This window comes from Lachnospira pectinoschiza, from assembly GCF_020564355.1.
GTDB classification, from domain to species: domain Bacteria; phylum Bacillota; class Clostridia; order Lachnospirales; family Lachnospiraceae; genus Lachnospira; species Lachnospira intestinalis.
This window is the reverse complement of sequence record NZ_JAJCRR010000002.1, coordinates 306,214-321,626: the sequence shown is the minus strand read 5'-3', so window position 1 is coordinate 321,626 and position 15,413 is coordinate 306,214. Positions and strand designations below refer to the sequence as shown.

The following is a 15,413-nucleotide window of genomic DNA, read 5'->3' as shown; positions in this document are numbered from 1 at the left end:
GCTATCTCCTTTATCTTATTATGATGTAAACTGCATATGCTGCGTAAAATGCAACCATGCAGATTCCTTCGACTCTTCCGATTTTCTTTTTTGTCCCTGCAAATATCCATACACACACCGTAAATACAATCAGCACGCATAAATCAATAATATTTTCCGTGATGATGCTCACCGGGCTGATTGCCGAAGCCATGCCAAGTACCATAAGGATGTTAAATACATTTGAACCAATCGCATTTCCAAGCGCCATATCGACTTCATCCTTTTTGGCAGCAACGATTGAGGTCACAAGTTCAGGAAGGGATGTTCCTATTGAAACGATTGTAAGTCCAATCAGTGTCTGGCTCATTCCCAGATCACTGGCTATTCTCGCCGCAGCATCAACGGTTATATCACCGCCGACCGCAATGGCCGCCGCACCGCCAACGATGAAAAGAATACTAAGCGGCACTGAAATCAGTTTGATGTCTTCATCTAAACCGCCCTCTATCTCAACTTTCCTGCCTTCCCTGCTTGCTTTTAATGCAATTTTAATCATATAAAAAATATAGCCTGCAAAGAATCCCAATAATATTACGCCGTCAAGATGTCCGAGTGTCATGCCGGATTTGTCGCCCAGTCCGATAATTCCTAAAAGCATTAAAAGCGCTGCACATATGAGTGAAAGCGGAATATCCCGTTTTATGGTTTCTTTTGCAACATTGACTGTTGCCAATACTGCACACACACCAATTACAACCATCAGGTTAAATATATTGGAACCGACTACATTACTGACCGCAAGCTCATTATTGCCTGTAAGTGATGCTGATACACTAACCGCTGTTTCCGGAAGTGATGTTCCCATTGCGACAATTGTAAGTCCGATAATGATAGACGGAACATGCAGTCTTTTTGCTACACTTGAACTTCCCTCTACGAAAAAGTCCGCTCCTTTAATCAGCAGTACAAAGCCTATTACGAGAAATACAAGTACAAGCGCAAATGGGGCATTGTTAATAAATTTTTCCATGTTTCCTCCTTTTTTCCATAACCGTGTGCCAGCCGAAATCTCTGCTCTTATAAGTATATCCGGCAGATAAAAAAAGACTCATGTATATCAATGCCCGCCCGTATATAACACATAAGCTGTTCACCGATATACATGAGTCTCATTATTTAAGATTTGCCAGATTATACTCTTTAATATAATCAGGATGTTGACAAATCACACTTTCGCGCTAACTACTCCCTCATGGAATATTAAGTTACCTGATAAAGATTATCAAATACATTGAGGTTTGTCAATAAAAATTCGACATTTTTCGCACAAACTATTTTTCCCCAATGTTATATCACCACTCCATTGCAGTGATCAATTTCATGTTGAATTATCTGTGCCGTAAATCCGCTATACTTTCCATGCTGCGGTTTAAAGCTGCTGTCAAGGTAATCCACCTCTATTTCTTCATATCTCACACAGGCTCTGACTCCATCCAGCGATAAACAGCCTTCTTCCGTCTTATACTCGCCGGACTTTTGGGTTATAACGGGATTTACCATTGCAAACTGGAACGGACCTGCCGCCACTACAATGACTGATTTATTCACGCCTATCATATTGGCTGCCATTCCGACACATGTTTCCCTGTTGGCTCTTAACGTATCAATCAAATCCGTCACAACCTGTTTGTCTGCTTCTGTCGCAGGCTGTGCTTTTCTTGCAAATATATGTTTCCCTTTTACAATTTTTTGAACCATATTTCTACCTTCTATTCCTTACATTTCTTTAAATTTTTTGACCTATCATGACTTTCATTACCAAAAGAACAGGCACTTTTAATAAAACTTCGCTATCTCCGAAACGCTCTTTCTTTTAGGCATCTGCACGTCCTTTGCACCATATCCGACCGCAATCACAGATACTACCTGCTCATTTTCCGGCACATCAAGGAAATTTCTTATTGCTTCACCGTCACGAATTCCCATAATCAGTGTATCAAGCCCTAATTCTTTCGCTTTAAGAACGAAATTTTCATTTTGCAGACCAAGGTCATAGTAGCCCCAGCCATTGCCACATTCATTAACCGGTTCACCGGATAATCTGTCAAATCCAACGCAGCCTTTTACAAATGTTGCTACAACAAGTGCCGCTCCCTCGGCATTCTTCTGATTAAATTCCGGCAGACACTTCTGTCTGAATTCTTCAATTTTTTCATCTGATAAAATGCAGTAATATCTTGATGTCTGTAAATTCTTCCATGAAGGAGCCAGTATCGCCGCATTGATAATTGTTTCAACCTGCTCCTTTGTAACCTTTTTTGCCGCATCGTAATTTCTCATACTTCTTCTGTTATTTAATACATTTTGTAATTCCATAATGTTCTCCATTTCTAATACTCTTTATCAATACTGCCTTCTATTCCATAAATTTTCTTAAATCTTTCGATATCTGCCGCCGTTTTCACAAGCATAATATCTTCTATCTTTCCGGTATGAATATCCTTAAACCCAGCCACCTGCTCACCTGTGCATATACTGGTTTTAATTACCGGTTTCATACGCTCTTTATCATATGAATACGCTTTTACTTTCTTTTTAAATAAACCCATATGCTTTATCACTCACATTCTATGTATATTTTTGTCCCAGAAACTAAGAAGCCGATACTATCCGCTGTAAAAACGCTTCCATAATATCTAAAACTTTATCGCTGAAAAATTCACTTCCGCCGTGGTCCGCACCTTCTAGCATATATAACTGTACCTCTTTATGATATTTCTTTAACGCCTCATACACAACCACACTGACTTTTGGATTAATTATACGGTCTTTTGTTCCGTGAAACATTAATACCTGCGGCAGTGAAACATTTTCACTGATATTACACTCCACCGACATTTTCCTGCAAAGTTCAGGATTATGGTGCAAATATCTCCGCCAACATACATCTGATTCGCATCTGCCTTGTATTCTTTAGCGTGCAGCTTTACATATCTTATCGCATTTCTTGTATCTACAGCCTGTGCCGGAAAAGGTGCAATCCCGGAATGACGATACTCAACTGCACATACACGATACAAGGATATGTTTCATCACTTTCTTTAGTGTTTCTCGTCTGCGGTGTGATAATCTGCAAATGCAGTGTCGTGCCATCTATATGCGCATATTCCACATTTGAATGATTCTTTAATGCCTCTATCGGTATTTTCTTTATCTGCGCATGTTCATTATATGTATCAGAAAACGGTTCTATCAATTCAGCTTTTCCCATAACCTGTATGCTTTTCAGACTGCCAAATCCATCATACTTATCGTAAATGGCAAGACATACATTTTCGTTTTTCTCCAGACCGATAAATTTCTGTCCGCCTTCTCAAATTGCTCATGTGTCATAAAAACGCCTCCATTTCCCAGCAATTTTATCCTATATTATTAAAAATTTCTATATATATTATTGTAAGCTGTTTTGTTTAAATTTGCAATCCGGCTCTGCTTATTAAAACGCCGGACGATCCGCATTAAATACAAAATCAATTCCTAACTGCTTATGAACTCTTTTTCCTAAGATATAAAAAAGTTACTCTGACAAATAATCATCAGAATAACTTTCTCTTATTATTTAGTAAACTGGAAATTAAAATTTACTATATTCTTAATCAAATTCCACCACATACTTTCCACCTTTAATATCATATCTGTTTGCTTTAGATATCAAAAATGTCTCTCTATATAAATAATCCTAGTGATTCATACCCCCTTTGCCTGTGCAATATACATATAATGAAAAGTCTCATCGTTTCTCTTATTCTAATTTTTGTACCACCTTTTCTTCTATCTTCACATTTCTAATTAGATTGTCTAAAGTATTAAGATGTTCTATAACACTTTTTACATCATGACGATCAAATTCTTTTTGTTCATCCTCATAATGTGTACCCTTATTAAGGATTCTCCAATTGCTTTCTTCTTTCAAGCAAACTAATTCAGAATGTATATCATCCATACCTGTAATTCCTTTTGTTTTTTTAATCAATCCATCTACAATAGAACTCAAATCAGGAATACTCTTAGGACTACGCATGCCAATTGAAATCATTCCATTTGATGTCTTAGCAATCACATTCCATAAATTATATGATATACACTCCATTGCTTGACGACACTTCGATGCAGAGTCTTTAATCTCATTTTCCTTATATTTTTTCTCTGCTGCATCCAATGGAGCTTTTGCATCAGAATATTCTGCGACAACGCCTCTCTCTTCTAATGAATCTGCAGGTATAAACTTATATGTTATAGCATCTCTGTTATATCGTTTCTTTCCAAGTTTATCTTGTAATTTAAAAATAAACTGTTCTCCATGTGTCGACAAAATAATCTGAACATTACGAAAATCTTCATGATTTATTAACAAATCTGCAATGCCATTTCTATGATCATCATCTATAGCATTTACAATATCATCGAACACAATAAAATTCAAATTGTCATGTGTTGCCTTAGCTAAAAGTATAGATAAACCAAGAATTTTTATATGTCCTTCGCTTAGTACCTGTAGTGCCTCTGCGCTACTTCCATCCCTAAATGTAAGCATTAATTTATCAAAATTTGCATTAGGTAATATAATTTCCTTAATTTTTTCAAAATCTGCATCATCTTGATTTATAGTATTATAATAATTTATAATTTTTTCCTCTAAATTTTTTGATATTTTGTTTGGCAATTCATTATTGTATGAAATAATACTACTAATCACCTTATTATATGCTATAATTATTCCTTGATTAAAATTACATAAACTTTTTTCTTTTTGTATCTTATTTGAAATTTCTACACTTTGCTCATCAAACTCCTTAATTTCTTTTTCTAACGCTTTAACCTGCTGCTCTTTTTCATTTATCTGCGTTTTTAATGTCAGTAATTGATTATTCAATTCACTAATATTTTTTACCTGTTCATCATATGACTCATTATTTCTTTGAGCAGTAGCATTATATTTATTAATTTCATTCAATGCCAAAGTATCATCAATTTTATTAATTTTATCACACAAAGTTCTCCATTTTTGCATTTTCTCACTCATTGTTCTGATTTCATCAGTATCAAGAAAAACCATATCATTCACTTCAATATGTAGCAATTGAATCAACTGGGTATTTTTCTCTACAAAAGCAATCACTTTTTGAAAATATACTTTTATATTTTTTGAACAATCACTAATATTCCTCTGTATTGTTTCCAATTCTGAAAACGATTTTAGTTGCTCTTTAGCATAAGTATAAGGGTTTCTTATTGCATCCTTAATAGGGGTACCACACGCTGGGCAAGTATCTTTTTCCTGAAGATTTACTATAGCCTCATATAAAGTTCTATAATTAACTTGAATTGCTTTATTAGATAAACTATTTCTATAATCGGTTAATTTTGTAAATTCCTCTCTAATTTCTTTTATGATGTATTTTAATTCATTTATTTTTTCCCCCGAAAGTAATTCTTTATAATTTTTGTCTCGTTCAGCAATTTTTAATGATAATATTCCAGTTTTAGGATTTTGAAGATAGTCCAAAGCTACGTCTAACTTTGTAATCTCTGGTTTTTCGATTTTTCTAATTATCTTTTGGCATAAATCTTGAATATTTTTCAATTCTTCCTCAAATTTACTCTTCTGACTTTCCTTGGCAACTCTAACAGCTTTTCTTTCCTTAAATGCATCTTCCGTCAAAGATTTTACCTGTAAATATTTCTCATCAAAATTAGTAGTAAATCCCTGAACAAAATCATTAAATTCAGATAATCCAAATAATGCTGAAATTCTTTCACTTTGATTTTTCGAATTTAAAACACTTATATGTGAAAAATCTGAAATTCTGTTTTTTTCGACAAATGCAAACCTATATAAATCATAATCAGCCGATACCCTACCTTCTGTATCATCATCATATATACATATAATATTAGGAGCCTTTCCCTTTTTAGTCGATGTATTCTTTATATAAACAGACAACTTTATCTTATTAGCATCAGCTTCCTGAATAATATTGAGCAATCCATATTCAAGTGCCTCACTAAAACTTGATTTGCCCGAACCATTGGGTCCATATAGAAATACATACTTCTTATTCAAATTAAAATCTCTACTAACTGCAAATCCTCTAAATGATTCTACTGAAAGTTTTTTCAATCTTTTTATTCTTTTTGAATCCTTTTTTTCTCCAAACGTCAATGTTTCCAATTCCTTATCACAAACACCCTCTTTTTCATTAACATATTCAACAAATTTATTTGCCCTTTTACCGCCAGCCGTTCCTCCTGCTTCTATAAGTTCATCATAGTGATTTAATATAATGTTTATAACAGATATATCATACTCATTCAAATCATCTATATTCAATGTTTCACACCAGTTTTTTAATTCATTTCTTATAACTTCATTCATCTTACCGTTCTCCCTTAATAAATTAATCCACAGCTCCTTAACATAGTTGTTACATTTAGCCAACAGTAGCAGTTCTTAACCTTCATATTCTTTGTTTACTAATAGTTTCCGTTTTTCTTCAAAATACTTTGTACTATTTTCAAGAAATCTCTTGGATACTCTTTCGCTAAAATCTCTATATCATCCACATATCTGATACATAGAACATTTCTCTTTAAAAGCTCCTGGTCAAACTCATTCAGGTAAATATTTTCAATAAAAAGATAAATTTCTACTCTGTGACAAACCTTTCTTTCTGTCGATAATTACCCTATTTTGCATTACTCCACTTTTAGATAACAATTGTACGCTATGCTACCCCCGTTTATCTTTTATATGCCTGCAGAACAGTTTTCTGAAGATTTCATCTGCTATATTGCACTTTTGCACTCTATTTAGACAATAGCCATAACTACTATCTTTGAATAATGGCTCATATATTGACATAAGCTGCCATGTTATTGCCTGATGGTAGTTCTTTACTCCATTTACCATGTCCGCTTTTGTTTAAACCTATTTTTACTATACCCCTTTTTAATCCCCCTCTAAATTTTGCTGCCGAATCCTATATTTTCCATACTTATATCTTTAATTTTACCTATTTTTACCTTTTTAGTCCTAAAATACCCTATTTTAACATTCCATTTAAAAAGGACAGGCACTTCTGCACCTGTCCTCCAATCCAGAAATCTTAAATTTTATACCCCCGAATATGCCGAAAATCCTGCATCTATCGGCAGTATGACGCCGGTAACGGCGCTTGCCGCACGGTCATCACACAAAAAGAATACGCCGCCTAACAGCTCATTGCTTTCTACAAACCGCCCTGCCGGCGTTCCCGCTAAAATCTTTTTGGAACGGGCTGTCGGCTGTCCGTTCTCGTCAAATAAAAGTGCGCGGTTCTGATTGGACACTAAAAATCCGGGTGCAATGGCATTACAGCGGATTTTGCTTCCCGCAAAATGTGTGGCAAGCCACTGGGTAAAATTGCTGACCGCCGCTTTCGCGCCTGAATATGCCGGAATTTTGGTCAGCGGTATATACGCATTCATCGAAGAAATATTTAAAATATTTCCCGACTGCTTCTCTACCATATCCTGCGCAAAAATCTGTGTCGGAATCAACGTTCCCTGAAAATTCAGCCGGAATACAAAATCCACCCCTTCCGTATCCAAATCAAAAAACGTGGTCTGTCCTGCTTTGGCTTCATGCTGGTATTCATTATCGGTTGTTGCGCGCTTGTTATTGCCGCCTGCACCGTTAATGAGAATATCACATTTTCCCAAATCCTCTAAAATGCGGGCATGTACCGCTTTTACCTGCTCTGCTTCCAACACATTTGCCGCATATCCCTCACATACAAATCCTTCATTTTTTAATTCTTCTGCCAGTTTTTTTACCTTATCTTCATTTAAATCCAGTGCTGCTACTTTTGCGCCTGCCTGTGCAAATGCTCTTGCCATATCGCCGCACAGCACACCGCCCGCTCCCGTAACCACAACCACTTTTCCCGTAAAATCTGTTTTTAACGGCAATTCTAACACATTTTTCTCCCTTCCGGCTGCTCTACTTCTCTATCGTTCCGCCGTTTGCCTCAATCAGTCCGTTTACATAGGCCGTTCCAAGCGCCCTGTCATACAGTCCGTACCCCGGCTTTCCTGTTTCGCCCCAGATCATTCTGCCGTGGTCCGGTCGGAAATATCCGGTATACCCTGTTTCTACAAGTGCCTTGACTATTTGATTCATATCCAGACTGCCCTCGCGGCTTAAATGACCTGATTCTTCAAACGAAGTGTCCGGCAGAATTTTTACATTTCTTAAATGGATAAATGCGATACGGTTCATGGACGAATATTTACGCACCAGCGCCGGTACATCATTTTCCTTTGAACTGCCAAGAGAACCTGTACAGAAACACAAAGCATTGGACGGGCTGTCTACAATAGACAGATATCGGTCAATATTTTTTTCACCGGTAATCACACGCGGCAGTCCGAATATCGGATACGGCGGGTCGTCCGGGTGAAGTGCCATTACTACGCCACATTCCTCTGCCACGGGAATCACACGTTTCAGAAAATATTCAATATTCTGCCAAAGCCCTTCCTCACCCAGCTCGGAGTAGGCACGAATTAAATCACGGACTTCATTTTGCGTATAACTTGCATCCCAGCCCGGAAGATGAATGTCATCTTTTAACGGGTCCAGTCCTTTCATCTGCTCCCAGTACATAACAAGACTGGTTGAACCGTCCTCTGCCATTTTGTCAAGCTGTGTTCTTGTCCAGTCAAACACCGGCATAAAATTGTACGTAATACACTTAATTCCATACTTTGCACAACGGCGGACAGATTCGCAGTAATTTTGAATATGCTGCTCTCTTTCCGGTTTCCCAAGCTTTATTTCTTCAGTCACCGGAATGGACTCCACCACATCAAAAATCAACCCGTGTTCCCTGCATAATTCTGTCAGATGCCGGATACTTTCTTCCGGCCACACCTCGCCCGGTTTCACATCATATACTGCCGATACAATGGAACGCATGCCAGGAATCTGCCGGATATACTCCAGTTTTACCGGATCGCTTTCCCCATACCAGCGAAATGAACTTTTCATAAATACATTTCTCCCTTCTGTCTGATCAACTACATACAGTATTGCCCATTTAAGAAGGATTATTACAAAAATAAAGGCAGTAAGCAGACCCGCCTAAACAACGGTTTTCTGCTTACTGCCTTTTTGTATTTATCATAGTAATAAATATTATACTCTTGAGAGATATTCTCCTGTACGGGTATCAATCTTAACGGTATCGCCCTGATTTACGAATAACGGAACTAAAATCTTAGCGCCTGTTTCAACGATAGCCGGCTTTGTAGCACCTGTTGCTGTATCACCCTTAACGCCCGGTTCAGACTCTGTGATAACAAGTTCTACAGTAATCGGCGGTTCGATAGCGAATACGTTGCCGTTATGTGAACATAACTTAACCATTTCATTTTCCTTAACGAACTTTAATGAATCACCAACATTCTCCTTGCTTAAAGCAATCTGATCATATGTTTCTGTATCCATGAAGTTGTATAAATCGCCGTCAGCATATAAATACTGATATTCTTTTCTTTCAATGTGTGCAAGTGTGAACTTTTCTGTCGGTCTGAAAGACTTTTCTACAACACCGCCACTCACGATATTCTTTAACTTTGTTCTAACAAATGCTGCACCTTTGCCCGGCTTTACGTGCTGGAACTCTATAATCTGCCAGATTGCATTATCCATTTCAAGTGTAATGCCATTTTTAAAATCTCCTGCTGTTACCATTCTTTGGTATACCTCCTATAATAATCAATAACTTATATAATTCTATAATAAATTGCCGGTTTTGGCAACCACTTTTTACTAAAAGTCATGCCATGCCGCAAAATGTTGCTTCTTACGCTTTCTTCTCTGCCATATCCTTAACCGCTTCAAGCGCATATAAATAGCCTTTCAGTCCCAGTCCTACAACCTGTCCGTTACATACCGGAACAGTCACGGAAGTATGACGGAATTCTTCTCTGGTATGCACATTGGAGATGTGGACTTCAATCTTTGGAATATCCGCAACCGAAGCCAGCGCATCGCGCACCGCATAGCTGTAATGTGTAAATGCGCCCGGATTAATGATAATGCCGTCTGCCTTTTCAAAATAAGCCTTCTGAATCCGGTCGATTAATCCGCCTTCATAATTGCTCTGGAATACTTCCACGTCAACGCCAAGCTCCTTTGCCTTTTCTTCAATCATTTTTACCAGCGTGTCGTAATCCTGATTGCCATAAATGCCTTTTTCACGGATTCCCAGAAAATTAATATTTGGTCCGTTTAATACTAATATCTTCATGCTTCCCTTTTCTCCTTTAAAATATTCTCATACATTTCATCAAAACTTCTGCCGTCCGTGTCAATAATCACCTCGGCAGCATCTAAATAATCCGAAAGCCGCATATCCATAAGGTGTGTAATCTTTTCACGGATATTGCCGCCTGCCAGCAATGGTCTTGTCGTATCTCCCGCAAGGCGCTTTGTCAGTTCCTCCACCGATGTCCGCAAATACACGACCGTACCCAGTTTTTTTAACAACTCCCTGTTTTCCGGCTTTAGCGGAAGTCCGCCGCCGACCGACACTACAGTATTGTGTCTGGACTTAATTAAATCTTTGACAATTTCTGTTTCCAGTTCCCTGAAATACGGCTCGCCGTTTTCACTGAAAATGTCATTGATACTTTTCTTTTCTTTTTCTACGATGAGCGCATCCGTGTCGCAAAAATCCATTTTTTTATTTTTTGCAATCCACGTACCGAATGTGGTTTTACCGCAGCCCATAAATCCTATCAATATAATATTGTCCAACATTTTTCTTAACTTTCTTATTCTGAATTTTCTGTTTTAACCTTTTAGTATAACCTGCCGTTTCCGGCCGGCTTTCTATCCCAGCTTCTTCTGCATATTTTCATATACTTTCCGGATATTTTCTTTACTTACTTTCATATCATTCCAAAGTTCAAATGCACTGACTCCCTGATATAACAGCATTTTCAAGCCGTTGTAAGCAGGCTTGCCCTGTGCCTTCATCAGCTTCATAAATTTTGTTTCTGCCGGATTATAGATAATGTCCACACCTACAGCCGCTCTCTTATAAAAATCCTCATCCTCTATGACTGCATCATCACAATTCGGATATAAACCGACATTGGTTGTCTGAATCACCACATAATTTTCCCCGGTCAGCTTTCCGTAATCCGAAAGCTTCATGGCATATGCCGCCTTTGACTGCAAATGGCGGTTTACATCCTCTGCAATCACTGCCGCTTTTTCTTCCGTGCGGTTTAAAATGACAACTTCTTTTGCACCTTTGCTGACACATAAAAAGGCAATAGCTCTTGCCGCGCCGCCTGCACCGAGTAAAATCACAGGACTGTCCTTTAACTCAACCTGTTCTTCTTCCAGTTCGCGCTCCAGTCCTAAAATATCTGTATTATAGCCTTTATAGCCGTGTTCCGTGCGCACCAGCGTATTGACCGCACCAATCGCTTCTGCCAGCGGGTCGACACTTTCCAGCGCTCCAATGACTTCCTGTTTATGCGGCACGGTTACATTTAATCCTAAAATGTCTAATGCGTGGGCGCCTTTCACAGCAGTATCAACCGCACCCTTTTCCACCTTAAATGTCGTGTAAACCATGTCTATTCCGCACAAATCTGCCAGCGTATTGTGAATGACCGGTGAAATAGAATGTCCTACCGGATTGCCAATCAGTCCGCATACTCTTGTTGTTCCTTTAATTTCTCCCATATCTTTTCCTTTCTTGCTTCTTATAAAAATGCAGGACAATTTTTTCCAGATACCGCTTTAATACAATCTGAATCTCCTCATGCTTATCAATCGGCTTGACGAGAATTGTCATCATGCCTGCGCGGTTTGCCCCCCAGACATCCGTGAACAACTGGTCACCGACAAAAAATGTCGTATTGACATCTGTCTTCATACATTCCATAGCTTTAATATAATTCTTTGGGGACGGTTTTTTCGCATCACTGACATATTTTGAATGAACCGCCTCTGCCAGCGGTCTGACACGCGGCTCTTTATTATTGGAAATGATACAGGTATCGTATCCTGTCTTTCTTAACCGTTCAAACATCGCTATCGCCCGCTCCGTGACCGGTGCGCCGTGTTCTACAAGGGTATTGTCCACATCAAAAACAATCCCCCTGTATCCTTTTTTATAAAGTTCCTCATACGGAATCTCATATGCCGAATCCACGTAGTCATCGGGATAAAATCTTTTTAACACAAAAATCTCCATTCCTAAAATAATCTGTTTTATTTTAAAATCTTCTGAATCTCCGCCATAAAGGTATTGACATCTTTAAATTCACGATAAACGGAAGCAAAGCGTACATACGCCACCTCGTCCAAATCTTTTAATTTCTCCATAACGATTTCTCCAATCACCTTGGCAGGAATTTCTTTTTCTCCCATATTATAAATCTGCGTTTCAATTTCATCAACCATTGCATTAATCCGGATCAGCGACACCGGGCGCTTATGACAGGAACGCACAATACCGGCTGTCAGTTTTTCCCTGTCGTAAGGTTCTCTGTTGTTATCTTTTTTTATCACTATTAACGGCATGGATTCCACTTTTTCATAGGTCGTAAAACGCTTGCCACAGGCATCACACTGGCGGCGTCTGCGGATAGCGCTGTCATCTGTCGGCCTGGAATCTATAACCTTTGTATTATCTTTACCACAAAACGGACATTTCAAAACCGTTACCTCCAAACATAAAAATATACATTTATTTTAATGAAATATCTGTCTGCGGTCAATACAAAATTGGATATTCTTAGCAGTATAAATGAACGCCAGCAGGCAATCATTAATGATGAAATACATTTTTTAAGGAGGACTAACGTGGCTGGTTATAAAGTTGAAATCTGCGGTGTAAATACCGCTGCTCTCCCACTCTTAAAAACGGAGGAAAAAGAATTGCTGTTAAAAAAAATCAAAAATGGGGATACACAGGCACGCGAGCGTTTTATTAACGGAAATCTGCGCCTTGTTTTAAGCATTGTCCAGCGTTTTTCACAAAGCAGTGAAAATATTGACGATTTATTCCAGATTGGCTGTGTCGGCATGATTAAAGCAATTGATAATTTTGATATTTCACAGGGCGTACAATTCTCAACCTACGCCGTTCCCATGATTATTGGGGAAATTAAACGGTACCTGCGGGACAGCAATCCAATCCGTGTCAGCCGTTCTCTGCGTGACACTGCATATAAAGCCATTTACACGAAAGAAGCCCTTACCAGACAACATCAGAAAGAACCGACCGTAACAGAAATTGCTGATGAAATCGGCGTATCCAAAGAAGATATTGTTCTCGCCATGGAAGCTATCCAGTCGCCGGTTTCCTTATATGAACCGGTCTACTCCGAGGGTGGCGACACGCTTTATATTATGGATCAGGTCAGTGACAAAAAAAACAAAGAAGAAAACTGGGTACAGCATATCGCCCTGCATGAAGCTATGGAACACCTCGATACGCGCGAACGCCGCATTATCAACATGCGTTTTTTTGAGTGTAAAACCCAGATGGAAACCGCAGAAGAAATCGGTATTTCACAGGCACAGGTCAGCCGCCTTGAAAAAAACGCACTCAAATCCATGAAAAAATACCTCTCATAGTTTTAAGGATTTTTCACTTATTTTTGCATATAATAACACAGAGCTTTTAGGCGGAGTTTTTATGCGAATCTGTGAACTGCATAACAAGCAGGTTATCAATACCTGTGACTGCAAAATTTTAGGCTGTGTGGCAGACGTTGAATTCAATGAATGTACAGGCTGCATTCAATCGCTGATTGTTCCCGGTCCCGGAAAACTGTTCTGCCTTTTCGGGCGGGAAATCGAATATGTCATTCCGTTTTCCTGTGTGCGCTGTATCGGTCCGGATGCCGTTCTGGTAGAGGTAAATGTCGAAAAAATCATAAATAAATGCACATAAACATTGAAAACATTTTCTCTATGCCTTAAAATATATGATATCAGGGCTGCAAAGTATTTCACCCACATGAGCTTGCTCATAGGTGGGTGAAATACCTTGCAACCCACCCCAATATGAGCATAAAAGTGGGATGACAGTCCCACGATATGCGAATATTGGGTAGGATTGTGAGAGTGCGCAGCACGGAACAATCCGTAGATATCAGAGTTGGAAACTTGGGATTCCAACATCAAATATAGGTATATTTTGTATTGCCAGCCGGCAGACATAAGCTGATGCTTGCCGGCTGGAGAATTGGAGAAGGTTATGAGTGATAAATATGTTGCATATGCCGGAAGCTATACGCATGAATCCAGCAAAGGAATCCATATTTACGATATGGATGTAGAAAAGGGAAGAATTACGGAGCGAAAGGAAGTCCAGATCGACAATCCTTCTTATCTGGTATTATCCCACAGCGGAAAATTTTTATATTCTATCTGTGACCGCGGTGTTGCCGCTTACAAAATCGAAGCAGACGGTGATTTAACTTTAATCAATGTTCATACCATTAATGGTATGCGCGGGTGCCATCTGACTTTAAATAAACAGGATACATTTTTAATCGTTTCCGGCTACCACGATGGAAAAATCACCGTATTACATATCAATGAAGACGGCTCTGTCGGTAAAATTGCCGATGAAGTTTTTCATAAAGGTATCGGCAGTGTTGCCGAACGCAATTTCCGTCCGCATGTAAGCAGTTCTGTCTTTACCCCGGACGAAGAACTTTTATGTGTGTGTGATTTGGGCATTGACCAGATTAAAATTTATGAATTTAACCATACAACCGGTAAATTAAAGCTGTACGACATTATCCGTTCCCAGTTAGAATCTGCACCGCGTCAGATGACTTTCAGCCCGGACGGCAGATTTGCCTATGTCGTATGTGAATTAAAAAATTATATTAATGTATATTCTTACCACAATTCGGGCGAAAAAGGCCGTTTTGAATTTGTACAGAATATTTTCACCCTGCGCAAGAGCCACAAATCCAACAGCGCCGCCGCCAATCTGATTTTTTCAAATGACGGTAACAACTGTCTCTGCTCAAATGCAGGCGATAATACTGTAACCATTTACAAGGTTAACAAGGAAACAGGGGAACTCTATACCCTCTCCTCTCTGCCTGTAAGCGGTGATTATCCAAAGTATATCAGCATGTTCCCGGATAATAAGCATATTTTGTCCATGAATAATGAAGGAAATTCTATTACAATTTTTACCATTCATTTTGACAAGGGACTGATTGTCATGAACGGACCGGAATTAAAGATTTCCAGACCAAATAATTTAGTAATAAAGAAACTTTCATAAATTCGTTTCTGATTCTGACAGACAGAGCAGGAAAGCGGCAGTCTGAAA

At 38.6% G+C, this 15,413-nt stretch carries 19 protein-coding genes; 3 read left to right on the top strand and 16 right to left on the bottom strand.

Annotation, left to right across the window (positions count from 1 at the left end):
- Nucleotides 1-10 precede the first annotated feature (10 nt).
- The 16 genes from LI288_RS04725 to nrdR all read right to left on the bottom strand — a co-directional run bounded on the left by LI288_RS04725 (nucleotide 11) and on the right by nrdR (nucleotide 12,766).
- On the bottom strand, nucleotides 11-1,012 hold the full coding sequence (locus LI288_RS04725) for a calcium/sodium antiporter (protein WP_227089607.1): 1,002 nt from the start codon (nucleotides 1,010-1,012) through the stop codon (nucleotides 11-13).
- Between the two features lie 317 nt (nucleotides 1,013-1,329).
- The gene (locus LI288_RS04720; RefSeq protein ID WP_022433234.1) at nucleotides 1,330-1,740 is read right to left on the bottom strand and encodes a peptide deformylase; all 411 of its coding nucleotides are present in this window, start codon (nucleotides 1,738-1,740) and stop codon (nucleotides 1,330-1,332) included.
- 78 nt (nucleotides 1,741-1,818) lie between these two features.
- Nucleotides 1,819-2,358 (bottom strand): nitroreductase family protein, encoded by a 540-nt coding sequence (locus LI288_RS04715; protein WP_227089606.1) that lies wholly within the window; start codon nucleotides 2,356-2,358, stop codon nucleotides 1,819-1,821.
- A gap of 14 nt (nucleotides 2,359-2,372) precedes the next feature.
- Entirely contained in the window at nucleotides 2,373-2,591 is a 219-nt protein-coding gene (locus LI288_RS04710) for an aspartate dehydrogenase (protein WP_227089605.1), read from the bottom strand.
- Nucleotides 2,592-2,634: 43 nt separating this feature from the next.
- Nucleotides 2,635-2,910 carry an alpha/beta hydrolase family protein gene (locus LI288_RS04705; RefSeq protein WP_331464602.1) on the bottom strand — a complete coding sequence of 92 codons (276 nt, stop codon included), beginning with the start codon at nucleotides 2,908-2,910 and terminating at the stop codon, nucleotides 2,635-2,637.
- On the bottom strand, nucleotides 2,829-3,062 hold the full coding sequence (locus LI288_RS14705; RefSeq protein ID WP_227089603.1) for an alpha/beta hydrolase fold domain-containing protein: 234 nt from the start codon (nucleotides 3,060-3,062) through the stop codon (nucleotides 2,829-2,831). Before LI288_RS14705 ends, LI288_RS04705 begins: the two co-directional genes overlap by 82 nt.
- The gene (locus LI288_RS04695; RefSeq protein ID WP_227089801.1) at nucleotides 2,996-3,238 is read right to left on the bottom strand and encodes a hypothetical protein; all 243 of its coding nucleotides are present in this window, start codon (nucleotides 3,236-3,238) and stop codon (nucleotides 2,996-2,998) included. The genes LI288_RS14705 and LI288_RS04695 overlap by 67 nt, the downstream gene beginning before the upstream one ends.
- A 546-nt stretch (nucleotides 3,239-3,784) precedes the next feature.
- Complete coding sequence (locus tag LI288_RS04690; protein WP_227089602.1) at nucleotides 3,785-6,418, bottom strand: AAA family ATPase; 2,634 nt, start codon at nucleotides 6,416-6,418, stop codon at nucleotides 3,785-3,787.
- Between the two features lie 737 nt (nucleotides 6,419-7,155).
- Entirely contained in the window at nucleotides 7,156-8,001 is an 846-nt protein-coding gene (locus LI288_RS04685; RefSeq protein WP_227089601.1) for an SDR family oxidoreductase, read from the bottom strand.
- A gap of 22 nt (nucleotides 8,002-8,023) precedes the next feature.
- Complete coding sequence (locus tag LI288_RS04680; RefSeq protein ID WP_227089600.1) at nucleotides 8,024-9,073, bottom strand: mannonate dehydratase; 1,050 nt, start codon at nucleotides 9,071-9,073, stop codon at nucleotides 8,024-8,026.
- Between the two features lie 147 nt (nucleotides 9,074-9,220).
- Nucleotides 9,221-9,778, bottom strand: a complete 558-nt coding sequence (gene efp, locus LI288_RS04675) for an elongation factor P (protein ID WP_022433225.1) — start codon at nucleotides 9,776-9,778, stop codon at nucleotides 9,221-9,223.
- Between the two features lie 112 nt (nucleotides 9,779-9,890).
- Entirely contained in the window at nucleotides 9,891-10,337 is a 447-nt protein-coding gene (gene aroQ, locus LI288_RS04670; protein ID WP_227089599.1) for a type II 3-dehydroquinate dehydratase, read from the bottom strand.
- The gene (locus LI288_RS04665; RefSeq protein ID WP_227089598.1) at nucleotides 10,334-10,831 is read right to left on the bottom strand and encodes a shikimate kinase; all 498 of its coding nucleotides are present in this window, start codon (nucleotides 10,829-10,831) and stop codon (nucleotides 10,334-10,336) included. The genes aroQ and LI288_RS04665 overlap by 4 nt, the downstream gene beginning before the upstream one ends.
- Before the next feature lie 90 nt (nucleotides 10,832-10,921).
- A complete protein-coding gene (gene aroE / locus LI288_RS04660) occupies nucleotides 10,922-11,788 on the bottom strand; it encodes a shikimate dehydrogenase (RefSeq protein ID WP_227089597.1) in 867 nt (288 codons plus the stop codon).
- Nucleotides 11,775-12,290, bottom strand: coding sequence for a YqeG family HAD IIIA-type phosphatase (locus LI288_RS04655; protein ID WP_227089596.1), 516 nt, complete (start codon nucleotides 12,288-12,290; stop codon nucleotides 11,775-11,777). The genes aroE and LI288_RS04655 overlap by 14 nt, the downstream gene beginning before the upstream one ends.
- Before the next feature lie 29 nt (nucleotides 12,291-12,319).
- Entirely contained in the window at nucleotides 12,320-12,766 is a 447-nt protein-coding gene (gene nrdR / locus LI288_RS04650) for a transcriptional regulator NrdR (RefSeq protein WP_022433220.1), read from the bottom strand.
- Between the two features lie 147 nt (nucleotides 12,767-12,913).
- Between nrdR and sigG the strand changes: the two genes are divergently transcribed.
- The 3 genes from sigG (at nucleotide 12,914) to LI288_RS04635 (ending at nucleotide 15,365) form a co-directional block, all read left to right on the top strand.
- Entirely contained in the window at nucleotides 12,914-13,690 is a 777-nt protein-coding gene (gene sigG / locus LI288_RS04645) for an RNA polymerase sporulation sigma factor SigG (protein ID WP_022433219.1), read from the top strand.
- A gap of 61 nt (nucleotides 13,691-13,751) precedes the next feature.
- On the top strand, nucleotides 13,752-14,009 hold the full coding sequence (locus LI288_RS04640) for a PRC-barrel domain-containing protein (RefSeq protein ID WP_022433218.1): 258 nt from the start codon (nucleotides 13,752-13,754) through the stop codon (nucleotides 14,007-14,009).
- Nucleotides 14,010-14,315: 306 nt separating this feature from the next.
- Complete coding sequence (locus tag LI288_RS04635) at nucleotides 14,316-15,365, top strand: lactonase family protein (RefSeq protein WP_227089595.1); 1,050 nt, start codon at nucleotides 14,316-14,318, stop codon at nucleotides 15,363-15,365.
- The last annotated feature ends 48 nt before the right edge of the window (nucleotides 15,366-15,413 follow it).